The following is a 24,817-nucleotide window of genomic DNA, read 5'->3' as shown; positions in this document are numbered from 1 at the left end:
AGTAAATCGTAAGTGATTTACTGTCTCTCTTAAGATAAGAAATTCTAAAATTAAAAGCTGTTTACGGGATTTCTATTTCAATTTTTACGTCCTCATCCTCAATCCAAGAAGGATAAAAATCTAAGTCTAATCTAATCTGATTGCTATTTGAAGGAATCTGAAATTCAAATTTTGTTTTTCCCTCTGGGAGATCTGTAAAAGAGCTGTTCACATATTGAGAGCTTGGATAATAGGGCTGGTCATTATACTTTATTATATATTCCTCTCCATTTGCATCTATTAATTTTGGAAAATAGACAAACTCTTTATTTCTATCTGCATCGATAATAAAGCTTCCTTTATTATTTTCTATTTTTAAATCAGAGAAGATAGAATCCTTTGGTTGCTTTATAAATTCAGAAGAATTTGTATCAATGAGTAAGTAAGCCTCATCTTTATCCATTGCTGCTATTTTCCCAAACTTTAATGTCAGCTTTTTAGGGTTATAGAAATAAAAGCTCTCCGGCATTGAGACGGTAAATTTATTTTCCTCCCAATAATAGCTATCTGAGTAAGCCGACCATTCTCTGCCATCTTCATCTACTAATTGTATTTTATTAAATGCACCATATAAAAACTTTTTAGTATTACTTGAATTTGTCTCTAAATACACTTTCATACCAGTGGGATCTACGGAGATAAATTTCACTTTTATTATTTGCCCCTCAATCTTCATTTCCTTGTTTACAGTAATAGTTTTGCTATCCAAATTATCTATTCTTTTAAAGGAAAAAGGTATTTTAAAGTTTTCAATTGTATCTCCATTTATAAGTCCCAATTCAAAATTATGTTCTTCTGTGGGTAGAAGAGACCTATAGCTAGTTTCTATACGATGGCTAGAGCTAAATACCTTCAATCCCTTCTCTTTAGCTAAAGGATAAAAGCGATTATGGATTTCCATACTATACTGATATGGTGATCTATTGTTTGATTTTATTCGCAAATATTTATAACCTAGCTCACTCAAATCCTTTTCCTTAGATTCCACCGTATAAAAAACAACCATTCCCTTTTCATCAGCAATTACCCCATCCAACGTGACCGTAATTCCATGCTCGGTTTGAGAAGCATTTATTTGTTGATAAATGTTATTTTCTACAGCTGCAACTAGACCCTTGTCATTTTGAACAAGAGCTACTACCCGCTCCATGCCAGGAATTGCTGATACCTTGTTTGCAAAGGCTGGAGAAACGTTTATAGAGGTTACAAATGCTATAAATAATAGAGCTACCATTGCGACAGACCACAGACTCCGATGAGTAATTATTCTCTTCCTTTTTTTCTCTTGTTTTGCTTTTTCAAAGCCGTTTCTTACGGACATCTCTACCTTGTCCAAAGGAACATCTACCTGATTGATCACGTTTTTTCGTTTCTCCAATTTTTGTTTTTCCTCTTCAAACACGTTTCATCTCCCCTTTCTCCTCAAAATGATGTCGAAATGAACGAAGTGCCTTATGTAATCTAGTTTTAATCGTTCCCTCCGGTGTCTTCCACATGGCTGCTATGTCTTTAATTTTGACGTCCTCAAAGTACTTGAGATGGAGTAACTCTCTTTCGTAGTCAGATAGATGGGCAAGTGCCTCCTCTATTTCCAAAAACGTATAATCTTCTTTTTTCCCGAATACTAGTAGTAAGCTTTCCTCACAAATCTCTCTCTTACTTTTTTTAATCGTATCCTGACAATAGTTCATCATGATCCTTGTTACCCAGGTTTTAAAATATGCTGGCTCTTTAAGTGTTTTGATATGTTTAAAGGCCCTATAGGTTACTTCCTGAACAGCCTCTAAAGCATCCTCTTCATTTTTTAAGTAGGACATGGCAGTTCTATATAATGCCTCCTGATGAGTATGCATCAGATCTAAAAAAGCATCCTCGTTTCCCTTTATCGCTTTCCTTTCTAATTGATGCTCGCTCAAAACATCACCTCATTTCAAATTTCCCTATTAATTAGACTATTTAAAGCAAGAAAAGTTTTGACAATTTTAAACAATTATATTTACTTCATTATTTTAAGAAGATTGGCGTAAGTACAAAGTAATGGGCGATATAAAAAGTTTTTTAATAATAGTGGAATTAAGTGTTTCTCCTAAAGATATACTTAAAGGTAAGTACTTGAATTAATTTCACCTATAATTTGGGGTTAAAGTATGTAATTATTTGTTCTACTTTACTATTGTTAACGCTATTTTTATTAAATAGGAATTATGAATTGATTTACTTTTACATTTTTATTAGTTTTTTTCAAGAAAAATCAGTATATTACTAATTTTATTAGGTATATCCAAGATATTACTGACAAAATGGGGTATACTTAATAGTAATGAGTTTGTGGATTTGTAAAGGAGGCACTTTATGTCAGTCGCTAGTGAAGCATCACAAGTAAATCTCGATTTTTTAATTAATGAATTAGGTCTTCAACAGGTTTCCAATACTTCCCTATTTCGTAAAGGGAATTATTTTGTCATTTCTCCTTCCGTTCAAAATAAATCAAATACGTTTGAACTAGGTGAATCACTTATGAAAAAATTCAATCCTGAAACGGATGAAGGTTATTTGCTCATTCGTCTTAAAGAAAAATTTTTAATGTGCAAATTACATCCCTTCCAAAGAAAAATGATGACTACAGAAACCGAAAAGAGTACGAAAAGTAAACCATCCTTTTGGAAGTTTCATGTGATTGAATCAATCATTCCACGTATAGAAAATAGCGGTGATAGAGAGCTGACTTTTAAAATTCAAGCCCCTACCAATAAACAGCTAATTTCTTTTTTTGGTAAAGAAAATGTTTAATAAAAACCAGATCTAGAAAATAGATCTGGTTTTTTTTGTATTAATTTAGGTTACGTTAAAGATATAGCTCGATATGTAAGGTTGAATTCTAGTGACAGGAATATAAAAATGAGCTTGGGAATGTCTCTCCAAGCTCATTGTACTTCACTTTCTTTGTTTTTCTTAACACTCGATTCACCTATAAATAAAAATAGCTCTTTAAACACAATACAAACGTGTATTAATGTATTGCATTAAGCATAATTCCATTCTTTTCCGATATCGCAATCCCCATATGGATTTATTCCATTATACGGTCCAACATACATAACTACCTCATTGCGTATGATCCATTCCATACCATGTTCTTCTTCCCATTCGCAATTTAATTCTAAATCAATGACAGGTTCTGTTGTATTCTTAGGCTTCGGAATACATATAGTGTTTGGTGTAATATAAGGTAAAACATCTGTCGGTTTAGTGAATTCTATAACATCTTCACCAATATCATCAAGAAATTCATTACAGTATCTAATAGATGCGTTACAAATCTCATCTATTAGTCCATCACTTAAAGTGTTCAAGTAAGTTATACATAGTTCCGCGTATTCAATATCTGACTCTTGTTCTATATATACAGTAATATTTTGATCAAATAATTCTAAGTAGGCTTCTCCTTCTAATTCGAAATATTCATTGGTTTTAAGGTTTTTAATAACCACTATAATTACTCCCCCCTTGCCAAATTAGCATTCATCCTTCTAATTATAAAATTTTAAAAAAAATTAAATCAATAAAGATGTTGCAATCATTGCTTAAATATAGAAGTATTAATTGTTAAATACAAGCTCAAATTTTCTATTTGTATAATCAATCACCAAACGCCCATCCTTAGCAATATCACTACCAAAAACACCATCTAACTTAAAAAAAGTAGCAAGATCTGTCAACATCTCTCTCACGTTTTGTAAGCTGATGGATTGATTCCTATTCAGATAAACTATTAAACTTGCTATGCTGTCTAATTCTCTTTCTTTTACACTACCGACGCCACCAGAAAGTATCATTCTTTTCTCTATTTTAAGATCATCGACTTTCGATAGAAGAGGTTGTCCAAAATGGGTTTTATTTGCACCAGTGTCTAAACCGAAATACAAGGGTACTTGATTCTTTCCTTTGACTTTTATAATGGGATACCCACAGAAGAAAAGGTTATTCTCCACCCCTTCTTTTCGTACCGGTTTCTGAATAATAACCTGTTTTCGTGCATAGTCTATTTCCAGAAAAATATGTTGTATAATATCCCATCCAATGATACCGTCAATCTTCATTATTTCTTTCGTTTTAGGATTTTGAATCATTAACAATTCATTCGCTAAAACCAATGTAGGCTGATTAAGAATCGTCAGGCTCTGTATGACAATTGAATCGATTATTGCCAAATCGGTACTGAAATTTTGGTTTGTTGAATTTCCAACCTCTAATTCTTCAATTTTCTGAATGTTAATATCGCAGTCTTTCACTAAAGAACTTGAGATGACCGTCATCCCTGCTCCAGTATCTAGCCAAAAGCATTTCTTATTCCCATTAATCATAATATCAATGGTCGGAGAGCCGGAGCTGCTTAGCTTCATTGGAACACATATTTGTTCTTTTAAGAAGGAGAAAGAAGTAGTTTCATACTGGCTACACGCTTTTGCAATTAAACGATTGCTTTGATCAATGCTGTGATCATCCAGAAGTCCAAGCGTCTCTAGTTGTTTCCATTCTGATTTAGTAAAATACAGCTCAAATAAAATCTTGGCACAGCTACTTCGTAATGAAGGATCCTGACACTCACAATATAGATTCTTTAACCTTTCTGCACCTAAACTTTCTTTTCCATCTGTAATTAATTTTAAAGCAGATACAAACTTTTTTTGTTCATCATTAATTTCCACCATTGCAAAATCAAACTTCTCCAACTCTACTATAACCTTCAACTTTTCCCCTCCACCAAATCTTGATAGTTACTATTTCTATATAACTCTAATAATTCCTTCTAATAGAACTAATGTATTATTTTAAGTATTGTTCCTTCAAAGAATTATCGAGAATTTAATATACTAACTAGCGAAGACGAAACTATTTTACTTGATATAGGGTAAGTTGCCCGTGAATTTGCAGAACTAAGCCGTTCCTCTAAAAAGAAAAAATAATTTTCAATAGGTAGAGGAGGACGACAGAACATAAATTCTGTACAGGTCCTCCCTCTTTTAATTCCACTATTAAACCTCATCTCACCGGTAGGATTATAAATTTATATTATCTTTAAACCAAGAGGTATTCAAGTTTTTAATTAACTATTTTGAAAATTTAATAAAATCAATCAGAATCACCTCCTGATGGAAAGTTAAGGAGGAAACATATGATGGAGTAATCATTATCGTTAAGAAAAAAAAAAACCGTAGTAGTCTCATTAAACTCGCAGATGGCCAGCGATTATAGTAATCCTCCATAGTGATAAATAGTTCTAAAAAAGTGGTCGGACATACTAGAGCAGATTGACTGTTATCCATTAAAATAACTATTCTTCCATCCGCTAAATAATGCGAAATAGTGTCTGGTTTTATCGTCATATAATATTGGGGAAATGGGGAATATGGATTGTCTTCAATCAAATCTTGTCCAAACGATTTTTTAAATTTTTTAGTTTCTTTTTTTCCACCAAATCATCAATATATAAGAGAGCAATTTTAGTATTGGTGACGTTGCCTATTATTAGTTCTTCATCTTTGAGCATGGAATTTGTATTCTTCTTTTTACAAGTGAAAGATTTGTTTCCAATGATTCTGTAAAAACATCCTGTGGACCAATGAATGTACTTTCCATCTCAGAAATAGAAACATCTCGAGTGTTCACACTGTAAGTGTCCATATTCAATAATCGATTTGTTTCATGGAAGTACAATAGAGTTTCTCCGATTGAAAGCCTATTTGTAATGTCAGCTATATTAAAAGGATTTACGCTTTCTGCAACTTGGTGTATTTGATGGATGTAATTTGCTATAGGAATCATGACCATCATTTCTAAGGTCATTTTTTCTGTTAAGGAGTTTGGATAGATTAGTGTTACAACTCCTTCACTTGTCGGTACTTTTTTATAAATAATATCATTATTTTCTCGTGTAACTTTTTTATAATATTGAATATTTTTTTCTACTAGATCTCCCTTTGATGCTCCGCGATTCGTAAAATAAGCAAGCAGACTCTTCTGGACTAATATCATTTTTTTCATAAGAATCACTTGCCTTTCCTATAGATTTGATTAGTTTGTCCATTTATTTATTATGTATTCAAACAAACCTTGTCGATAAGAAAAGTGCAAGCGACTTCATTTAGTTGGTAATTGTTGTAGAATTTCTTCCAAAATGCAAAAAAACACTCAAGACCTTTTTGGTCTTGAGCGTTTCTAGTGTTTAAAATTTAACTACCTCTGGCTCTTTGCCTTTTGAATTCATGACGCGTACTTGCGTTGGTACAATCTTTATGATGACTAAGTCTGGATCCTCTGGGCCTTCAAACCAGCCTTTTAATGCATCATTCCAAACTTTTTCTTTCATAGACTCGTCATCCGATACTTCTACTTTACCTTCAATTTCTAAAAATGAATCACCAAGTCCATTTCCATCATATCCTAAAAGGATATGTGTATATGGGTTTTGTTCAATATCTTCTACTTTATGAGTTTTTTTACTAGTGGCTGTGTAGAGGATGAAATCATCATTAAAAAAGGTCATATAACGAGAATGTGGTTTATTTTGTTGCACAGTGGCCATTGTTCCTATCATATTATCGTTTAGAATTCTCAGTGCTTGTTCTTTAGCATTTGTCATTTTTAAATCCCCTCACTTTTATGTTTATTAGTATTATTCCTTCACATGATAATATTAAACATTTATCACATTACCATGTTTTTAAAAATTGTGTTGAGGACGCTCTACCCTTTTGTAATAAGCTTAATTTGGAATCATAATCTAAGTCGAATTGGGTAGCACTATATTCATCGGCTGGTATAAAAATAATATTCTTTTCAATTTTCCTCGATATATACCTTGTATCATGCGCATCTTTCATCGTTGTAAATAAGCCTTCAAATAGGTCTAGCCCATTTTTTATTTGCTTTGGTTGTGGTTCCTCAATGTTTGCACTAAGTCGGATGCCTAATACCGGTCTCTCTCTTAACCCATTATCAAATATCCACATTGGAAAATTACTTAACACGCCCCCATCCACAACTACGACGTCACCAAGGCCTGTTTGTAATTTTATTGGCTCAAAGAAAAAGGGAATTCCACAGCTCATACGCAAGGCTCTACTTACTAAAAAGGTATCAGGCTCTATGCCATAATTTTTTAAATCATCAGGAAGAATAATCATCTTTCCATTTGTTAAATCGGAGGCAACTAATTTTAAGGAACCTTTAGGTAAATCTCCAAACGTATAAATACCTTTAACAGCCAATTTTTCTAGAAACCAATCCTCCAATGCCTTTCCCTGGTATAGACCCAAACCCCAATACAAATTGAGCCATTTCATAAAAGGAAGAGGTATCACTCTCCTACGTTGGTCTAAGAGCTTTTGAAAATTTTGTTCCATCATAAGCTTTTCCATCTCTCTGCCATTATATCCGGCGGCTACCAAGCAGGCTAAAATAGCACCAGCACTTGTTCCAGCGACTCTTTTAAATCGATACCCCTTCTCCTCCAACACCTGGTAAGCACCTACTAATCCAATTCCTTTCATACCCCCGCCTGAGAATACTCCATCTATATACATACACAACCCTTTCTTTTCTAAAATGTTGTTATATCACTCTAAGAGAGAGGAAGGATGATTAGAACAATAATCGACAAATATATTGTCTATGTATGGATTTTTCACTTGTGCTTAAGTTTAAAATAACACTTTTCTTGGTATGGCTTTGAACAAAACTGTGATGACCTTACAATGACCTCTACGTGTGCATTGGGATGTCTTATCTGTCTCACTGTTCCCGCCAGCCTGCTGCAACAATCAACAAAAATAAATGTTCATTTTTGTATACTTTTTTATTCTTCAAAGAGCCAGCAGATATCCTCTACTGGCTCTAAAAATTATTATTTTAATTTTGGACTAGCGTATTCTTGTTGTTTGCCATTATTTTTTCTTTTCGCAGCTTCATTTTGGCCGACCACACCTAAATCTTTCGGACTAATATCATAACCATAACCGTATTCTTCACGATCTAAAGTGTTTTCCTTCTTTTTCTTTTTATCCGTCATGAGACTTCACCTCCTGAAGAATAACTTGTACTATTTTGTATTATTTATGCTAAAAAAGCACAAACATCTCTTTCTGCTTTGACAAGCAATAAGGAAGCTCCTGCCACTATTTCTTATTTATTTCAGTAAATTTTGGATCCTCCACTTTTGCACAAATATAAAAAAGTCAGCTTGAAACAGTATGTATTTTACCGTTCAAACTGACTCTTCCTTTACTATTTCTTTTCAGTGTCTTTCTTTTCCCCTGGCTTAGTAATATCTTTCTTATCCGCATTGTCTTTATCGGTTTCTTTAAAGTCATCTGGATTTAAATTTGAATTATATTGAATATCATTTTCTTTCTTATCTTTTCCCATATAAGGCACACCTCCTAATTAGTGACTATGCTCGTTCTTTATTTTTTCTTTCAATAGCCGCTTCGATAAACTTAGCAAATAATTTTTTGGATGGTTCATCTCCAATAAGAGCAAACTCTTCTGGATGCCATTGAAAACCATAGATAAATGTGTGGTTCTCACTCTCTACTGCCTCCACTATGCCGTCGGGTGCAGTAGCAACGACCTTTAAGCCGTCCCCTACTCTGTTTACCCCTTGATGGTGAAAAGAGTTAACCTTAAATTCTTCCTCCTGAAACATTTGAAATACTTTACTTTTCTTATCTAACTTTACAGGATGGGATCTATGAGTTCTTATAGCATTTTGTCTGTGCAGGAATGAATATTCCTCCCTTTGATCATGTATTGATTGATGTAAAGAACCACCCATCACAACGTTTAGCATATGCAGACCCCTACATGTTCCTATATATGGCTTGTCCAATTCTAGAATTTTTTGTACAAGTGCAAATTCCATCTCATCTAATTGTGGAGTTATTCGTTGTAATGTGGGATGTGGTAATTCACCATAATATGCCGGGTCAATATCTTCTCCGCCTGTAATAATTAGCCCATCTATTTGTTGACATAGCTGATTCATATCCTTGTCAGGTATTAATGGTATTAGTAAAGGAACTCCTCCTGCTTGTAAAACTGTATCTGAATAAACTGAAGATAAGTAATAACTTTTATCATCTTTAACTTCAGCTGTAATCCCTATTATTGGTTTCATATTAAACTCTCCGCTCTTTATAATTTGACGCCTTATATTAATACCCTAATCTTAGAGTATACAAACTACTCATCCCTTTTTATTTTCACGTTTGTTTTTAAATTCTTTGGGGAATATATTTACTAGACAGCGTTAAAGGAGGACTTACAATGAGTAATAAATACGAAAAAATTGAAAATGAAATTTCTGGACAAACTCAGGATCGTCAACCAGGTTTTGAAAATGAGATGAATCCTAAACCTATCTTTGATGATGAAAATTATAAGGGATCTGAAAAGCTAAAAGGAAAAACTGCTTTAATTACTGGTGGAGATAGCGGTATTGGTAAAGCGGTTGCTATTGCATTTGCAAAAGAAGGAGCAAACGTAGCTATTGCATATTTAGATGAGCATGAGGATGCAAAAGAGACTGTGAAGCTAATTGAAAACTATGGCGTGAAGGCGCTAAGTATTGCTACAGATATCAGCGATGATGAAAACTGCGAGAAATTAGTAGAACAGGTTATTGGAGAATTTGGCCAATTAAATATTTTAGTAAATAATGCAGGGAAACAGTTCCCTACAAAAAATTTCTTAGAGATTACTCCTGATCAGCTACAGGAGACATTCTCTACCAACATATACTCTATGTTCTATTTAACACAGGCCGCTCTTCCTCATATGTCTAAGGGAGACACAATTGTAAATACATCTTCCGTCACAGCTTACAGAGGTGCGCCTGAGCTAATCGATTATTCAGCAACCAAGGGAGCTATTACTTCATTTACACGTTCTTTAGCACTAAACTTAGTAGAAAAAGGAATTCGCGTAAATGCAGTTGCACCTGGTCCAATTTGGACTCCACTAATTCCGGCAACTTTTGATGCTGAAACAGTAGAGAAGCATGGTGATAGCAACCCTACTGGCAGACGAGGACAACCAGCAGAAAATGCACCTGCTTATGTATTCTTAGCTTCCAATGATTCAAGCTATATTACAGGGCAGACAATTCACGTAGATGGTGGAGATTTTGTAGGTTCATAAAACTCCAATTAGTAAAGAGGAAGGGACTGTGAGTATTCACAGTCCCTTTTATAAGCCATTTTCACCTTTTTTGGGGCGGTTTCCAGCTATTTAGGGTCGCTTTTCTACCTTTTAGGGGCGTCCCCCCTTGTTTAAAAAGCTTTACTTCCTTTTATGAAACCTTTTTAATTTTATTACATTAGACTCCTTGAAACCTTTTTACCATCATAAGTATAAAAGACAGGCTTTTTATCCATGTACGTTTCCATATGAATAGATCGCCCCCAAAGCTGATAAATGTACGGAAGCACATGCTCCAAATAATGTGCATCAAGTTCCGTTCCTTCATAATTATGTTTTAGATGTAGTTCTCCATTTCTTGAGTAGTCACCATTTTCCACTACTATATATGGATAACTTCCATTTTCCCGAATAGCTATAATTTCATCTCTAACATTCTCATAATCCTTATCTGTGATTTCATAGTTCCCATTTTTCTTTTCAAAAAGATAAAGATCCTCCTGCTTAACCAATTCCTTCGTAAGGTAATTTCGTATAAAAGAAATATCAGATTCAATTTCCCTTACCTCAAATATTTTTTCTCTTCCCTGTCCCGCAAGGATACCATGCTTTCTCATTTCTTCTGTTGGGGAATCATATCTTCTCTCTATATCTTCAAAGATTTTAAGTCCTAAATAATAAGGATTAATAGATGTTTTAGAAGGTTGAACCACATTTGCATTTAACTTAGCGAATTCAATTGTTTCATCTGAGGTTAAATCCATTTCTCTTATAATCCGCTGATGCCAAAAAGTTGCCCATCCCTCATTCATAATTTTAGTTTCTAGCTGTGGCCAAAAATAAAGCATTTCTTCTCTCATCATGGTTAAAATATCCCTTTGCCAATCTTCTAATTCTCTACTATATTGCTCTATAAAAAGTAGTAAATCCTTTTCAGGGCGCGGAGGAAACTTTTTTCGATAAGGAAGAATAAGCTTAGGATTATCCTTCTTATCTATATTCCACAAATCATCATATTCACTCTTTTTAACTTCCTCTGTTTCTTCTTGTTCTAAATCGTAGCTTGGTAGCTTAGGACGCACAATAGATGGATCAATATGTTCCTGAATCGCAAGGACAGCATCTAAAAAGCTTTCTACCTCCTCTTTTCCATGAATCATTTCATAGTGGGCAATTCTCTCAGCAGTAGCAGTCATGCTTTCGACCATGTCCCGTCTTGTATTGGAAAAGCGGACGTTATGTTTGAAAAAGTCACAATGGGCAAGCACATGAGCAATGATTAGCTTATTCTGTATTAAACTATTTGTATCCAACAAAAATGCATAGCAGGGATTAGAATTAATTACTAATTCATAGATTTGGCTTAACCCAAAATCATATTGCATTTTCATTTTATGAAATTGTTTACCAAAGCTCCAATGAGCAAATCGAGTTGGCATCCCGTATGCTCCGAATGTATAAATGATATCTGCGGGACATATTTCGTATCTCATCGGAAATGTATCCAAACCAAAACCAGTTGCAATTTCAGTAATTTCAGCAATTGCATATTGAAGTTTTGTGTCCATCACTTAACTCCCTTTTTAAAAATACTTTTCAATGCTTCGTAGACATCTTTATTGTCTTTAATCACGTAGTGACGGAACTTGGAATTATCTATTGTTTTATAGGTATTCATCAATGATGAGTATCTGCTATGCTCATTTACTTCCCCATAGCCAAAAATTTGTGAAACACTCATCAATTCGTTAACTAGCTTTAGACATTTTTCATTATCACTTGTCATATTCTCACCATCCGAGAAATGAACAGGATATATATTAAATCGTGAAGGAGGGTACTTTTCCTTGATAAGCTCAAGTGCTTTTTTGTAAGCAGAGGAACAAATAGTGCCCCCACTTTCTCCTTTTGTAAAAAATGCTTCCTCAGAAACGACCTTTGCCTCCGTATGATGAGCGATAAATTCAATTTCTACTGCTTCGTATTTAGAACGTAAAAATCTCGTCATCCAAAAGAAGAAGCTACGTGCACAATACTTTTCGAATGCTCCCATAGAACCACTTGTATCCATCATAGCAAGAACCACTGCTTTAGATTCATGCTTAACTACTTCATCCCATGTTTTAAATCGTAGATCATCTTGATGTATAGGAGCAATGGAAGCTTCTCCTTTTAATGCATTCCTTTTGATGGCTGTTATAAGTGTTCTTTTTTTATCAATATTACCCATTAATCCTTTTTTGCGTATATCATTAAACTCGATATGGTCTGTGAGAATTTCAGCTTTTTCTTTATCTTCCAGGCTAGGCAGCTCCATATCACTAAAAAGGGCATTTTCTATTTCTTCCATACTAACTGTCTCATAGTAATCCTGACCTGCTTTGTCCCCCGCCTTCTTACCATTGCCGGAAGCATTACCTTCTCCTGGACCTTTCGCTACAACATCACCGACTTTACTGTCACCCTTACCTTGACCCACATGCTTAGAAGTATCATAGTTATATCTAATCTTATATTCATCCAACGATCTAATCGGAATTTTAATAACGTCTCGTCCATTTGACATGATAATACTCTCGTCACTTATTAAATCTGGGAGATTATTTTTTATTGCTTCCTTCACTTTTTCTGCATGACGTTGCTGATCTTGATGTCCTTTACGATGTAGCGACCAGTTTTCCTGTGAAATAACAAATTGATTTTTTTCTTTTTCATCCATCCTTAACACCTACCTATATTTTTTTATCATATGCCGGTGCGACAGAGTTATTGCCAAAGTATAAAAAAAACAAGACCAATGAAACATATTAGTCTTGTGTTTATGATGTTATCGATTAAGAAGACTTCCTACATAGCGTAATAATTCATTTGCTGATATGGAGTTATAGCCATGCTCATCAATTAACCTAGCAACTACTTCATTTATCTTTTTCAAATGAGCTTCATCAGGTGTTTTAGTAGAGGTAGTAATTTTCACTACGTCTTTTAAATCTGCAAACAGCTTCTTTTGAATAGCTTCTCTCAACCGTTCATGAGAGTTATACTCAAAACGTTTGCCTTTCCTCGCATATGCGGAAAGCCTGATTAAGATTTCTTCTCGGAAGCCTTTTTTAGCGTTTTCAGAAATACCAATTTGTTCCTCAATAGAACGCATTAATTTTTCATCTGGATTCATTTCTTCTCCAGTTAGAGGATCTCTCATCTTATTTTTATTGCAAAATGCTTCTACGTTGTCTAAATAGTTATTCATCATCGTAATAGCAGACTCTTCATATGAATAAACAAATGCTTTTTGGACCTCATTTTTAGCGATTTCGTCATATTCCTTCCGAGCAATTGCAATATAATTTAAATACTTTTCTCTGTCCTCATCTGAAATAGAGGCGTGCTGATCAAGGCCCTCTTTAAGTGCTCGTAATACATCTAATGCATTAATAGACGGTACCTCTTTACGAATAATGGCAGAGGATATTCTATTAATCACGTATCTTGGGTCAATTCCATGCATACCTTCACTCGAGGATTCCTTCTTCATTTCTTCCACATCTATTTCATTGAAGCCTTCTATATTTTCTCCATCATATAATTTCATTTTCTTTACGATATCTACACCCTGTTTTTTAGGATCCTCTAGTCTAGTTAGAATAGAGAAAATTGCAGCCGCTCTTAATGCATGAGGTGCAATATGCACATGAGCCATATCGCTTTCATGAATCATTTTTTCGTATATACGTTCTTCTTGGCTAACCTTCAGATTGTACGGAATAGGCATTACTATAATACGAGAATGCAGGGCTTCATTTTTTTTATTGGATATAAAAGATCGATACTCCGTTTCATTCGTATGGGCAACGATAAGTTCGTCAGCGCTAATCAACGCGAATCGACCAGCCTTAAAATTACCTTCTTGCGTTAAAGAAAGTAAATGCCACAAGAACTTCTCATCCAACTTTAGCATTTCTTGAAATTCCATCATTCCTCGATTGGCTTTGTTTAGTTCTCCATCAAATCGATAAGCACGTGGATCTGACTCTGAACCAAATTCTGCTATCGTTGAAAAATCTATACTGCCTGTTAAATCTGCAATGTCCTGTGACTTAGGATCAGAAGGAGTGAAAGTGCCAATACCTACTCTCTTATCTTCTGAAAAGAAAATTCTTTCTACTAAAACATCTTCTACTCTTCCGCCATACTCCTGCTCCAAGCGCATAGAGTTAAGGGGCGATAAGCTTCCTTCTATACGAATACCAAACTCTTCGAAAAAGTCCTCCCGTAGATGTGAAGGAATTAAATGAAGCGGATCCTCATGCATTGGACAGCCTTTAATAGCATAAACTGCTCCTGCATCCGTTCTAGAATACTGCTCAAAACCTCTCTTCAACAAAGTTACAATCGTCGACTTGCCACCACTTACTGGACCCATCAACAGCAAAATTCTCTTTCTAACATCTAATCGCTTCGCTGCTGGATGGAAATACTCTTCTATGAGACGCTCTAATGCTTCATCAAGACCAAACATTTCATTTTCAAAAAAGTGATATCTTTTCTTTCCGTTCTTATTCGAACTCCCAGCACTTTTAATCATACTATATACTCGTGCATGTGCTGTTTGAGCTACCTCTGGTCGTTCTTTTACAATGTCTAAAAATTCACTGAATGTACCTTCCCATTTCAGATCATTTTCTGCTTCCCGGTAATTTCTCACTTTGTTTAAAATGTCCATGTTTCCCTCCATTCAGGGCTTAGTTTATACATTGTATGAAAAGATTATATAAATGATACACGTTTATAAGGGTTCCTTTTGCTTGGAAAATTAATAGCCAACCCAACCAAGCTACTTTAATAATTCTCGATGATAGTTAAGGATGTCCTCCATCGAATTTTCAAATGGAATACTAGGATTCCATCCTATGTCTAAAAGCGCCTTAGGTTCAACCGCTTGTATTTTTTCTGGAATATTCTCTACAGCATTGACGTCCAATGGCACGTTAGAAAGGGCCATTAAGCAATCAGTAATATCCTTTACAAACCTTGGCCTTCCAGAGGAAATATCATAAACCTCTCCTGACTGGCCATATTGTAATATTTTCTCATACGCAAGAACTGCATCTCTTACATCAATGAAGTCTCTCTGAGCGTATAAATTATTTACTGTAATGCTTCCCGCTCCTTTAAGTATCTCCAGTTCAGCCACCTGCTTTGCCAGTATGGAGCACACTCCATTAGATACTCCTGGTCCTATTAAATTGGAGGGCTTGGCAATAATAATGTTCATATCAAAAAGTGCTTCCCATGATTGGGCTATTAGTACTTGAAGCGATTTGCTTAGGCTATAAGGGTGAGAAAGAGAGGATATATTACTTAAATCAAATTGAAGAGCTGATCCTACTACAATTGCTTTGCAAGGGGGACTATATTGTCGGAGTGCTTCCATAAAAAAAGCAGTAGATAGAGCATTTGCTTCAAGAGAAGCAATTGGGTCTAACCAAGATTCTTGCACATGATTTTGCCCAGCTAGATGCAGTAAATAGTTTGGTTGCACTCTTTGAATCAATTTATTAACTTCATATTTGTTTGTTAAATCACATTGCTCAACCAAAATGTTTTCTTCGTTTACGTAAGTCTTTATGCTTCTTGAAACAGCTATCACATCATAACCATTTCTTTTAAAATGTTGGCAAGCATGACTTCCCGTAAAACCAGTGGCACCTGTTATCATTATTTTCTGTTTCATAGTCACTTAACATTCCGCTCAACTTCAAAAAATGGATTACTCATACTTTTCCATCTCCTTTAAAGTGTCTTCTGTTTGAGAGACAAAAGCACGGATTTCTTCTAATCCATCCTCTATCGTGTAATGAGGTTGCCAATTTAATATATCAGCAGCCTTTTTGTTACATAGACAGCTGTGCTTAATATCTCCTTCTCTTGGGGGAGTGAATACTTTTTTGACACTTACATCAAATTTGTTGGATAAAAGCTTTAGTATTTCATTAATAGAAGTCTTCTGTGAGGTACTAACTTGGAGAGTTTGTTGGTCACCGCTATTCATTGCCGCAAGATTAGCTGCTACAACATCCTTTACATAGATAAAGTCTCTCGTCTGTTGACCATCCCCGTGAACATTTAAACTTTCTCCTTTTTTTATACGGTCAAGAAATACAGATACAACCCCTCCTTCTCCCTTCGGTATTTGCCTAGGACCATATACATTCGCGTATCTTAAAATAGTGTATGATTGTCTATAAAGCTCATAATAAAGTCTTATGTAAGACTCCGCAGTGAGCTTGGACAAACCATAATAAGAAGAAGGAATCGTTACATCGGCTTCAGAAATAAGCGCATTGTGTGAATTACCATAAACAGCCGAAGTACTAGCAAATATAAACTTTCTTACCTTGGCATTTCTTGCTGCTTCCAATAAATTAATGGTACCAATAATATTGACATCAGCATCATAATTGGGATGCTGTACAGATCTTCCAATATCCGCCTGCGCTGCTAAATGAAATATTGCCTCTGGTTTCACTTGTAGAATAATTCGCCTTGCTTCTTCACTTCGAATATCTACTACATACATATGGGCTTCTGGGTTAACTTGATGTAGCTGACCTGATACTAAATTGTCTAAAACATGAACTTCTATCCCTCGAGAAATAAGCTCATCAACAAGATGGGATCCAATAAAGCCTGCACCACCTGTTACAATTACTTTCAAAATTTGTCCTCCTTAAGATTTTCCTTATCATATGCCGCAAAATAGTATCGTTCATGGACATATTCCCAAAGAAATCGATGAATGAAGGAAAAGGGTAGCTTGGGTATTCCATTCATCGACAAAAGAGGATTTTGAATTAGATAAATTAGTTAAAATTGGGGCTTCATTAGAATAGAGTTATGGTTACTATGAGAGAGTTTAGAAATTAGACTATCTGTATTTTTACTAGGTATACTATACGATTCTGGTATATTTTTAATTATTTGTTCCCAAATCTGATTATCTACAAAAACTTTAGAGGTTTTATATGATTGAGGGAAAAGTTTATCGTAATAATCACTACTCATGGGTGTCATAACTTTCTCAAACAAAGAGGTAGGAATAATATAATCTTCTCTTATATTCTCCATAATCTTTTTCCAAACTTCCCCTTCTACAAATAGGTAAGGCGTAGAAGGAGGATCATGGAAGAAATTATTGTAGTAGTCGGAACTCATAGTTGATAGCAAGTGAAGAGATTGTTCATTGGGAATTATATAACCACTCGGCATTGAATCTTGAATTTTATTCCAAACCGTTTCAGATACCAAAATATGCTCTTTCGACTGCTGTAATGGGAAAAGACGATCGTATTTTCGACTAGTGGCAAAAACATTTTCTTCTATTTCTACCTTGTCTTCTTTAAGATGTTCGATCTTTGAAGGAAAAATTGATTTCCAAACTCTTTGACAAAAATCCCTACCTTTTACTAACCACGACAATATCCAAAGTTTAATTTGTTGAAACATCTGTGACATCCTCAACACCGTTCTTCCTCATGGATATTGCTTCATTATAAACATTTAATAGATCTTTGATCCCCTGTTCAATGGACCAATGTGTCATTCCCCATTTTTTTGCATTAGATCCTAAGTTTTTTCTGAGCTGCTCATCCGATAAAAGCAAGTCAAGATTCTCAGCCAATAGATCAGGATTTGCTGGAGGAATTAATAAACCAGTAACTTTATGTTCTATCATTTCATTTATTCCACCAACATCACTTACAATGGATGCTCTCCCAGCAATTTGGGCTTCTATAAGAGATAAAGGTTGGTTTTCTAATAAGGTTGGCAAAACAAATATATCTGATTTCCCTAAAAGATACGGGATATCATCTCGTTTTCCTAAAAAAACAACATAGTCCTCTAATCCAAATACCTTGCTTTTAACTCTTAACTTAGATTCATCATCTCCAACCCCCGCTATCCAACATACCCAATCCTGACGTTTCTTTTTAAGTTTCCCTAATGCCGTGATGAGATGCTGTACTCCTTTTAAATCTGTTAATCTACCTGTATAAATAATAACTTTTTTATTTTTAGCAGCAGGAACACTAGACTTCACCTTCATTTGCTTAATGAAATTTTCAGTATCAAAACCATAATGAAGTACTTTTACTTGTTCATCTGGTACATTAAATTCGTTTACCAAAATATGCTTTAACCAGTTATTTGCAACAATTGTTACTTCCGGAGAAGTTGCTCCCTCTTCTTCTAAAGCATCATAATAAGTTCTAGCCATGTAGGCATTTGGAGTCTTATGAATGGTAGTCAACTGATGGTGAATTTCATGTGCTACTGAGCCGTGTAGAGTCGCAACCAGCGGAACATGATCTGGACGAATCCGATTTATACAAGCACTAGAAATAACATCCTGCGTGTGAATTATGTCATATTTCTCTAACCCAAAATACGCCACTCCCAATTCAAACACATACCTTTGGAACTCTGTATATTCAATAAGCTTGTTTTCGTATAATTCCGGAAAATTTTGCTGATTAATCTTAGCCTGTAGCAAAGGTAGCAACTTGTCTCTCGAAACAATCTTATTTTGATTATAAAGACAAATATTTATATTATTTTCGTCGTAGCCGATTATGTCCACCTCATGGCCATTTGACTCTAGCTTATTTTTCAACTGCACCATGTAATTCCACACTCCGCCTAAATGTGGAACAGGCCAGTACGTCGCTAACAGTATTTTCAATGTATACATCCCCCTATTTTAACCACTTATTCTAATTTATTTTTCCACCATGTAAGAGATTGGGCGCATTTAACTTTTTTTAGCATTTATATTTTTATCATCTGCAATATGATAGGACAACCTGTTAATGGAACATCTTCAGTCAATAACGTTATTTTTCCCTGTGTAATTTCATAATTTGCTTTAGGCTGTAAAATTCCATTTATAAATAAATTCATGTAGGAAACTGTAGAAGGATCAGGTATTTTTTGAACTCCATATTCCAACATTGCATCATTCTCTGAGTAAATCCTTTTACTTCCATCTGACAAGACAAAAAATTCATAAGTATTAACTTCCTTAGGGCTAAAAACCTCTCTTTCTGCTTTGTTGACAGACACAGGAAATAATAACGGACGCGAGTGTCTCTCAATGGATTTTCGTGGTATATATGGCTGGTTATTCATTATATCCCCCATCATACAGATAAATTTATATGCCATATTGTATCCATAAGTAAATCATTATGTGTACACATAAGGTCTTTATTCCTATTTTCAAAAAAGTACATGTCCCTGTTTAACATGAATTCCTTTGGACACATATGTTGTTAAAGAAGTTCAAAGGAGGAAAATACTTGTCATTAAAAATAATTAAACTTGCTATTGGCCCAAAACAAAGTGTTTCAGCTTCACCGATGGTAACGCGGCTTTTTCATGAAGTTCCTGAGATCATAACGGATGTCAGTACCCATAAGATTGATACATCTATGTTTTTAGATGATCGTGGAGAGGTTGCTCAAAATTTACCTTTACTCAATTTAAATAATAGCTACTTTAATGTATATATAAATGGTGTACTTCAGATGGATGACAATTTTGCCTATACTGCTGGAGAAGATGGAGTAGGCTCTTTATTAATTTCTCTACCAGAGGATGCTGAAATTCCTAAAGGAACGCCAATTATTATGGAAATCATTAACTTCGCTCCTGAAATTAATACACCAGAATGATATAAATAAAAGAAGGCTCGTGAATTATTCACGAGCCTTCTTTTATTTTGTCTATTTAAATGAAGCGCTATTAAACATGGACTCGCTCCAGTAAAGAAATAAGTAAAACTTTTTGGACACTCTTTTCTCTATTAAATATTTAAAAAAGGTAGGAATCAGCCCCTGTTCTCTTTTCATTTGCTGCATCTAATACAAATAGGAATGAAAAGTATGGTTATTATGCTTTCTTCTCATTCTTAAACCTTTAAAAATATAAGGAGGTGAAATTATGGAACTATCGAAGCTAAAAGGGGGCTACGATGCAGTTTTCAGTTTAGGAGATTTATGCTTAGCATCTATTCAGTTAAAAAAACATAATCTGAGACCCTTCTCTGGTGTCCTTGATTGGATGGCGAGTCCTACTTTATCAACAGTAAATGAACTTTTAGAAAATCGATTCATTGGATTCATGGATTACGATAACTTACGTGTTATAGGCTATGCTGACTCTAATATTTGTGTGTCAGATGATGCCTACAACCTAGTTTCTAACCATGATTTTAGTAGAGAAAAAAATACCCTAGAATTTTTAGGATCATATCTAGAAGTGATGGAGAAATACGAAAGAAGAATCCAAAGGTTTCTTCATCAAATGCAGACAGCTAAACGTATACTTTTCGTTAGAACAGAAGGAACTTTAGAGGATGCAGCATCACTTCAAAATACTTTATCTGAAATGGTCAAACACGATTTTAATGTATTACTAATTAATCATACTCCAGTCAAATGGATGGTCGAAAAACACTGTCCTTTAGAAAAAGTCTGCATGATGGAATTTCCAAATGAAGATATTTGGGAAGGGAATGGAGAACTGTGGAAAGAGGTATTAAGTGATATTTATTTAACAAAAAGTAAATGACATATCAAAACAAAATAAAATTAATTCAGGAGGAAATGCAGTGTTTACAAATTCAACGATACTGATAACCGGGGGGACAGGCTCATGGGGTATTGAGTTAACTGATCAGCTACTACCTTTTAACCCGAAGAAGATTATTATTCTCTCAAGAAATGAGGATAAGCAAGTTACCTTACGTAGAAGCCTTGATGATTCAAGAATACATTTTTTCCTTGGTGATATAAGGGACAGAGAGGCATTAAATCACGCTTGCCAGCAAGTTGACTATGTTTTTCACTTAGCTGCCTTAAAGCATGTTACAGTATGTGAGGAAAACCCTTTAGAAGCTTTTAAAACAAATGTATTAGGTACTTACAATGTTATCGAGGCGTCTATTGCCAACAAGGTGAAAAAAGTGATTTATGTATCGACCGATAAAGCAGCTGATCCAGCTAATACTTACGGAATGACTAAAGCACTTGGTGAAAAATTAATTATTCATGCTAATAACACTTCATCAACTACTAGATTCATGTGCCTTAGAGGTGGAAATGTATTAGGAAGCAGCGGGAGCGTAGTTCCTTTATTTATAAAGCAATTACAAGAAGATAACCAGATTCTTATCACAGACAAAGCTATGACAAGGTACTTCGTTACACCTCAATATGCCATTAAAACTCTACTGCAAGCAGCTGAGTTAGGTAATGGAGGAGAGATATTTGTCATGAAAATGGATGCATGTAAAATCCTCGACCTAGCAGAGGTGCTTATTGAGTATTACCAAAAGAAAGATGTAAGTCTAATAGAAATAGGTGCTAGAAGAGGAGAGAAAATTCACGAAGCTCTAATAGCTGAAAATGAGAGACCATTAGCGAGCATCTTTAACAATAACTTAATCCTTATATCTAATACAGGTTCTAATAATGAACAAGCTATACCTGACGTGCTACTAGATACTAATAACATAATCATGACTAAGGAAGAAATAAAACAAATGCTTATAGAAGGCAATTTCTTATCATAAGCAAATCAAAATACCTACTACAAAATTAGATTATAACTAAAATCCAACTTTATCTGATCAACTCAAGAGACAAGATCAAATAAAAGTTGGCTTTTAGTTATTAATATCCACTAAATTTTAGTTTCAATTTACATAAAAACAAAAACTATAAAGAATAGATTTTTAGAATGATATTGCTAAGTCATTTCTTTCTTCTTTTAAATAACGAGTACGAGATAAATGCAAGCACACCTAAAATAATTAACACCGGCAAATTACCAAGTAGTAAAACAAGAATACTGGAACCTATGGATAAAAGAAAATTAATACTTGTAACAAATTGCTTCTTTATCTTCTCCCATGTATTTAAGTCATCATTTTCAATGCTTGGAACAACTATTTTATTTTCATACAAGGTCATTTCAATCGTTGATAACGAAGTTTGGTTTTCTAGAAACTTCATTTTCCCTACTATTATTTCTATTTCTTCCTGTACCTTCGCTAAATCATCTGAAATTTTAAGTAAATCCTCGGTTTTTTCTGCCTTTTCCATAAACACGAGTAAACGAGCTTCCACTGCTCTTTTTGATTTTAGTCTTGATTCTAAATCAACATATTGCTCAGTTACATCCTCTCCAGTAACATTATGCTCTAGTACCTTGGTTACTTCGGATTCTGCTTCTACTAAAAAAGTTTCAAAATGCTCCTCTGGAACTCGGACAACCATTTTACCATAACTGTTAGACTCACTCTCTTGATATACGGTTGATTCTACAATGTATCCATTATACTTTTTTACTTTTTGCGTGATTTTTTCTTGGGCAACCGAAAGCTCTTTAACATTTGCACTTATGTCTGCATTATGAATAATCATTCTTTGTGTTTTTGTTTCCTTGGAACTCTCTGTCTCTTTGCTTTGATCTGTTAAGCTCTCTTCTTTTGCTTCTTCACTTATATTCGCTACTTCATTGGAATAATCGGCTGAATCTGTTTCAAGCATATCACTTTTAGCAGATTCTTCGTTTGCACTACAACCTACCAATAAAAAGACGAATAGGAAGCTAACAAGTTTAATCCACTTTACCATTTCCAAATATCCCCTTTCTTTGTATAAATAGACGGATATAGTTTCGTTTAGTTACAGTCATTTGTTTTAGTACACTAACAGGATATTTTATTAGCAGATGAGAAATTTTTACTTTTATAGTAAAAACACTTAATTTATTTAAATATTTCGATAGAATAAAGAAGAGAATTTTTTTGTTGAGATAAAGCAGTTGAAAACATCAGCGCTGAAATTACCCTACTCTTAGCAAAAGAATTATTTAATATAAATTACACAATGACGTGAGGACTGTGAAAAATGATTCATTTAAAAGGATATGGCCTAACATTAGAACAAATGAGAGCTATTTTATATAAAAATGAAAAAATAGCTTTAAACACGGAAGCTGTTAACCGCGTACTTAATAGTAGAAAAGTTGTAGAAGATATTGTTAGTAGTAAGCAAACTGTCTATGGAATTAATACAGGATTTGGAAAATTTAGTGATGTGAGTATAAATGAAGAAGATGTTCATGCACTCCAGCTACACCTTATCCGATCACATGCCTGTGGAATCGGTGCTCCTTTTGATGAGTTGGTTTCTAGAGCAATGGTTGTACTTCGCTTGAATGCGTTATTGAAGGGGTTTTCAGGCATTCGTTTAGAGGTTTTGGAAAGACTAGCATATATGGCTAATCATAGCATTCATCCAGTAATTCCATCTCAAGGCTCACTTGGAGCATCAGGAGATCTAGCTCCATTATCTCATCTAGCTCTTGTTCTAGTCGGTGAAGGACTAGTTTGGGAGAATAACAAACATATCCCTTCAGCAGAGATATGGAAAAGACATGGCTTAGATCCAATAGTTCTAGAGGCAAAGGAAGGTCTAGCTCTCATAAATGGAACCCAAGCGATGACTGCGCAAGGCGTGATTAACTGGCTAGAGTCTGAAACTCTCGCTTACCAAAGTGAGTGGATTGCTGCTATTACTATGGAGGCTTTGCATGGAATAACAGATGCCTTTCATCCCGCAATCCATGAAGCAAGAGGTTATATAGAACAAGTAGAAGTGGCTAAGCGAATGCTCCAATGGTTGGAGGGAAGCAAACTCGTCACTAAGCAAGGGGAGGAACGAGTGCAGGATGCTTATTCGTTAAGATGTATCCCCCAAATCCACGGAGCTACATGGCAGGTTCTTTCCTATGTGAAGGAAAAGTTAGAGATTGAAATGAATGCGGCTACAGATAATCCGTTAATTGTTGAAGACGGACGTTCTGTTATTTCGGGAGGAAATTTTCATGGGCAACCCATCGCGTTTGCTATGGACTTTTTAAAAGTGGGTATGGCAGAGCTCGCAAATGTTTCGGAGCGTCGTATTGAACGATTAGTAAATCCACAGTTAAACAATGGGCTTCCTCCCTTTTTAAGTCCTGAGCCTGGCCTACAATCTGGAGTCATGATTATACAATATGCAGCCGCAAGTCTTGTTTCAGAAAACAAAACACTTGCCCACCCTGCTTCTGTCGATTCCATTCCATCTTCAGCAAACCAAGAGGATCATGTAAGCATGGGAACAATAGGTGCAAGACACGCTTTTCAAATTATCCAAAATACTCGTCATGTTATTGCTATCGAGGCTATTTGTGCTATTCAAGGTACTGAATATCGCGGGAAGGATCTTATGTCTCCAAGACTACTGAAGAAGTGGCAAGAACTCCGTTCATTCATCCCATCTATAAAAGAAGATCGCGTCTTTAGTAATGACATAAAACTTATGCAAGCATATTTAAAAGAAGAAACTATAAAAAGCAAAGTGCTTAATCATAGTTAAAATAATCTCTTGTATAGAATTGTGAAAAGGCATCCTCTACAGTGTTCCTTCTAGTCGCTAGTAGAAAAGCCTTTTCACTTTATTCAATC

24 protein-coding genes and 1 pseudogene are annotated in these 24,817 nt (G+C 34.8%); 6 read left to right on the top strand and 19 right to left on the bottom strand.

What is annotated here, in order from left to right; all coding sequences use genetic code 11:
* Positions 1–61 precede the first annotated feature (61 nt).
* Together MKY94_RS02130 and MKY94_RS02125 are read right to left on the bottom strand one after the other, a co-directional pair.
* Entirely contained in the window at positions 62–1,441 is a 1,380-nt protein-coding gene (locus tag MKY94_RS02130) for a DUF4179 domain-containing protein (protein WP_144538532.1), read from the bottom strand.
* Positions 1,434–1,955 carry a sigma-70 family RNA polymerase sigma factor gene (locus tag MKY94_RS02125; protein ID WP_144538531.1) on the bottom strand — a complete coding sequence of 174 codons (522 nt, stop codon included), beginning with the start codon at positions 1,953–1,955 and terminating at the stop codon, positions 1,434–1,436. Before MKY94_RS02125 ends, MKY94_RS02130 begins: the two co-directional genes overlap by 8 nt.
* 436 nt (positions 1,956–2,391) lie before the next feature.
* Here MKY94_RS02125 and MKY94_RS02120 point away from each other — a divergent pair, with 436 nt between their 5' ends.
* Positions 2,392–2,829: a hypothetical protein gene (locus MKY94_RS02120; RefSeq protein ID WP_144538530.1), complete on the top strand. Its 438-nt coding sequence runs from the start codon at positions 2,392–2,394 to the stop codon at positions 2,827–2,829.
* Positions 2,830–3,062: 233 nt separating this feature from the next.
* On the opposite strand, the gene MKY94_RS02115 is transcribed toward MKY94_RS02120, so the two are convergent.
* The 8 genes and pseudogenes from MKY94_RS02115 to MKY94_RS02080 all read right to left on the bottom strand — a co-directional run bounded on the left by MKY94_RS02115 (position 3,063) and on the right by MKY94_RS02080 (position 9,217).
* Complete coding sequence (locus MKY94_RS02115) at positions 3,063–3,530, bottom strand: hypothetical protein (protein WP_144538529.1); 468 nt, start codon at positions 3,528–3,530, stop codon at positions 3,063–3,065.
* 108 nt (positions 3,531–3,638) lie between these two features.
* Positions 3,639–4,790: a retropepsin-like aspartic protease gene (locus MKY94_RS02110; RefSeq protein ID WP_144538528.1), complete on the bottom strand. Its 1,152-nt coding sequence runs from the start codon at positions 4,788–4,790 to the stop codon at positions 3,639–3,641.
* 360 nt (positions 4,791–5,150) lie between these two features.
* Positions 5,151–6,075: pseudogene (locus MKY94_RS02105) on the bottom strand (spore germination protein).
* Between the two features lie 190 nt (positions 6,076–6,265).
* Positions 6,266–6,682 carry a pyridoxamine 5'-phosphate oxidase family protein gene (locus MKY94_RS02100; RefSeq protein ID WP_342577923.1) on the bottom strand — a complete coding sequence of 139 codons (417 nt, stop codon included), beginning with the start codon at positions 6,680–6,682 and terminating at the stop codon, positions 6,266–6,268.
* Positions 6,683–6,752: 70 nt separating this feature from the next.
* The gene (locus tag MKY94_RS02095) at positions 6,753–7,625 is read right to left on the bottom strand and encodes a patatin-like phospholipase family protein (protein WP_342577921.1); all 873 of its coding nucleotides are present in this window, start codon (positions 7,623–7,625) and stop codon (positions 6,753–6,755) included.
* 320 nt (positions 7,626–7,945) lie between these two features.
* A complete protein-coding gene (locus MKY94_RS02090; protein ID WP_186318161.1) occupies positions 7,946–8,110 on the bottom strand; it encodes a hypothetical protein in 165 nt (54 codons plus the stop codon).
* A 215-nt stretch (positions 8,111–8,325) separates the two neighbouring features.
* Entirely contained in the window at positions 8,326–8,466 is a 141-nt protein-coding gene (locus tag MKY94_RS02085; RefSeq protein WP_186318160.1) for a hypothetical protein, read from the bottom strand.
* A 25-nt stretch (positions 8,467–8,491) separates the two neighbouring features.
* Positions 8,492–9,217, bottom strand: coding sequence for a gamma-glutamyl-gamma-aminobutyrate hydrolase family protein (locus MKY94_RS02080; RefSeq protein ID WP_144538521.1), 726 nt, complete (start codon positions 9,215–9,217; stop codon positions 8,492–8,494).
* 149 nt (positions 9,218–9,366) lie between these two features.
* Here MKY94_RS02080 and MKY94_RS02075 point away from each other — a divergent pair, with 149 nt between their 5' ends.
* Entirely contained in the window at positions 9,367–10,239 is an 873-nt protein-coding gene (locus MKY94_RS02075; RefSeq protein WP_144538520.1) for an SDR family oxidoreductase, read from the top strand.
* Positions 10,240–10,412: 173 nt separating this feature from the next.
* On the opposite strand, the gene MKY94_RS02070 is transcribed toward MKY94_RS02075, so the two are convergent.
* The 8 genes from MKY94_RS02070 to MKY94_RS02035 all read right to left on the bottom strand — a co-directional run bounded on the left by MKY94_RS02070 (position 10,413) and on the right by MKY94_RS02035 (position 19,428).
* Complete coding sequence (locus MKY94_RS02070) at positions 10,413–11,807, bottom strand: SpoVR family protein (protein ID WP_144538519.1); 1,395 nt, start codon at positions 11,805–11,807, stop codon at positions 10,413–10,415.
* Positions 11,807–12,958: a sporulation protein YhbH gene (gene yhbH, locus MKY94_RS02065; protein WP_144538518.1), complete on the bottom strand. Its 1,152-nt coding sequence runs from the start codon at positions 12,956–12,958 to the stop codon at positions 11,807–11,809. Before yhbH ends, MKY94_RS02070 begins: the two co-directional genes overlap by 1 nt.
* Before the next feature lie 108 nt (positions 12,959–13,066).
* Positions 13,067–14,962, bottom strand: coding sequence for a PrkA family serine protein kinase (locus tag MKY94_RS02060; RefSeq protein ID WP_144538517.1), 1,896 nt, complete (start codon positions 14,960–14,962; stop codon positions 13,067–13,069).
* 111 nt (positions 14,963–15,073) lie between these two features.
* On the bottom strand, positions 15,074–15,973 hold the full coding sequence (locus tag MKY94_RS02055; protein WP_186318159.1) for an NAD-dependent epimerase/dehydratase family protein: 900 nt from the start codon (positions 15,971–15,973) through the stop codon (positions 15,074–15,076).
* Between the two features lie 36 nt (positions 15,974–16,009).
* Positions 16,010–16,957, bottom strand: a complete 948-nt coding sequence (locus tag MKY94_RS02050) for an NAD-dependent epimerase/dehydratase family protein (RefSeq protein ID WP_144538515.1) — start codon at positions 16,955–16,957, stop codon at positions 16,010–16,012.
* Positions 16,958–17,106: 149 nt separating this feature from the next.
* Positions 17,107–17,745, bottom strand: a complete 639-nt coding sequence (locus tag MKY94_RS02045) for a hypothetical protein (RefSeq protein WP_144538514.1) — start codon at positions 17,743–17,745, stop codon at positions 17,107–17,109.
* The gene (locus MKY94_RS02040; protein ID WP_342577918.1) at positions 17,729–18,982 is read right to left on the bottom strand and encodes a glycosyltransferase family 4 protein; all 1,254 of its coding nucleotides are present in this window, start codon (positions 18,980–18,982) and stop codon (positions 17,729–17,731) included. Before MKY94_RS02040 ends, MKY94_RS02045 begins: the two co-directional genes overlap by 17 nt.
* Before the next feature lie 86 nt (positions 18,983–19,068).
* On the bottom strand, positions 19,069–19,428 hold the full coding sequence (locus MKY94_RS02035) for a DUF4183 domain-containing protein (RefSeq protein ID WP_144538512.1): 360 nt from the start codon (positions 19,426–19,428) through the stop codon (positions 19,069–19,071).
* A 170-nt stretch (positions 19,429–19,598) separates the two neighbouring features.
* Here MKY94_RS02035 and MKY94_RS02030 point away from each other — a divergent pair, with 170 nt between their 5' ends.
* The 3 genes from MKY94_RS02030 (at position 19,599) to MKY94_RS02020 (ending at position 21,874) form a co-directional block, all read left to right on the top strand.
* A complete protein-coding gene (locus MKY94_RS02030; RefSeq protein ID WP_225215984.1) occupies positions 19,599–19,973 on the top strand; it encodes a DUF4183 domain-containing protein in 375 nt (124 codons plus the stop codon).
* 268 nt (positions 19,974–20,241) lie between these two features.
* A complete protein-coding gene (locus MKY94_RS02025) occupies positions 20,242–20,871 on the top strand; it encodes a DUF1796 family putative cysteine peptidase (RefSeq protein ID WP_144538510.1) in 630 nt (209 codons plus the stop codon).
* 40 nt (positions 20,872–20,911) lie between these two features.
* Positions 20,912–21,874: a polysaccharide biosynthesis protein gene (locus MKY94_RS02020; protein WP_144538509.1), complete on the top strand. Its 963-nt coding sequence runs from the start codon at positions 20,912–20,914 to the stop codon at positions 21,872–21,874.
* 181 nt (positions 21,875–22,055) lie between these two features.
* On the opposite strand, the gene MKY94_RS02015 is transcribed toward MKY94_RS02020, so the two are convergent.
* The gene (locus MKY94_RS02015; protein WP_144538508.1) at positions 22,056–22,940 is read right to left on the bottom strand and encodes a DUF4349 domain-containing protein; all 885 of its coding nucleotides are present in this window, start codon (positions 22,938–22,940) and stop codon (positions 22,056–22,058) included.
* 276 nt (positions 22,941–23,216) lie between these two features.
* Between MKY94_RS02015 and hutH the strand changes: the two genes are divergently transcribed.
* Complete coding sequence (gene hutH, locus MKY94_RS02010; RefSeq protein ID WP_144538507.1) at positions 23,217–24,728, top strand: histidine ammonia-lyase; 1,512 nt, start codon at positions 23,217–23,219, stop codon at positions 24,726–24,728.
* Positions 24,729–24,817 lie beyond the last annotated feature (89 nt).

Source organism: Psychrobacillus sp. FSL K6-2843, from assembly GCF_038626375.1.
GTDB classification, from domain to species: domain Bacteria; phylum Bacillota; class Bacilli; order Bacillales_A; family Planococcaceae; genus Psychrobacillus; species Psychrobacillus faecigallinarum.
Note: the sequence above shows the minus strand (reverse complement) of the source record. Positions and strands in the feature narration are given on the sequence as shown.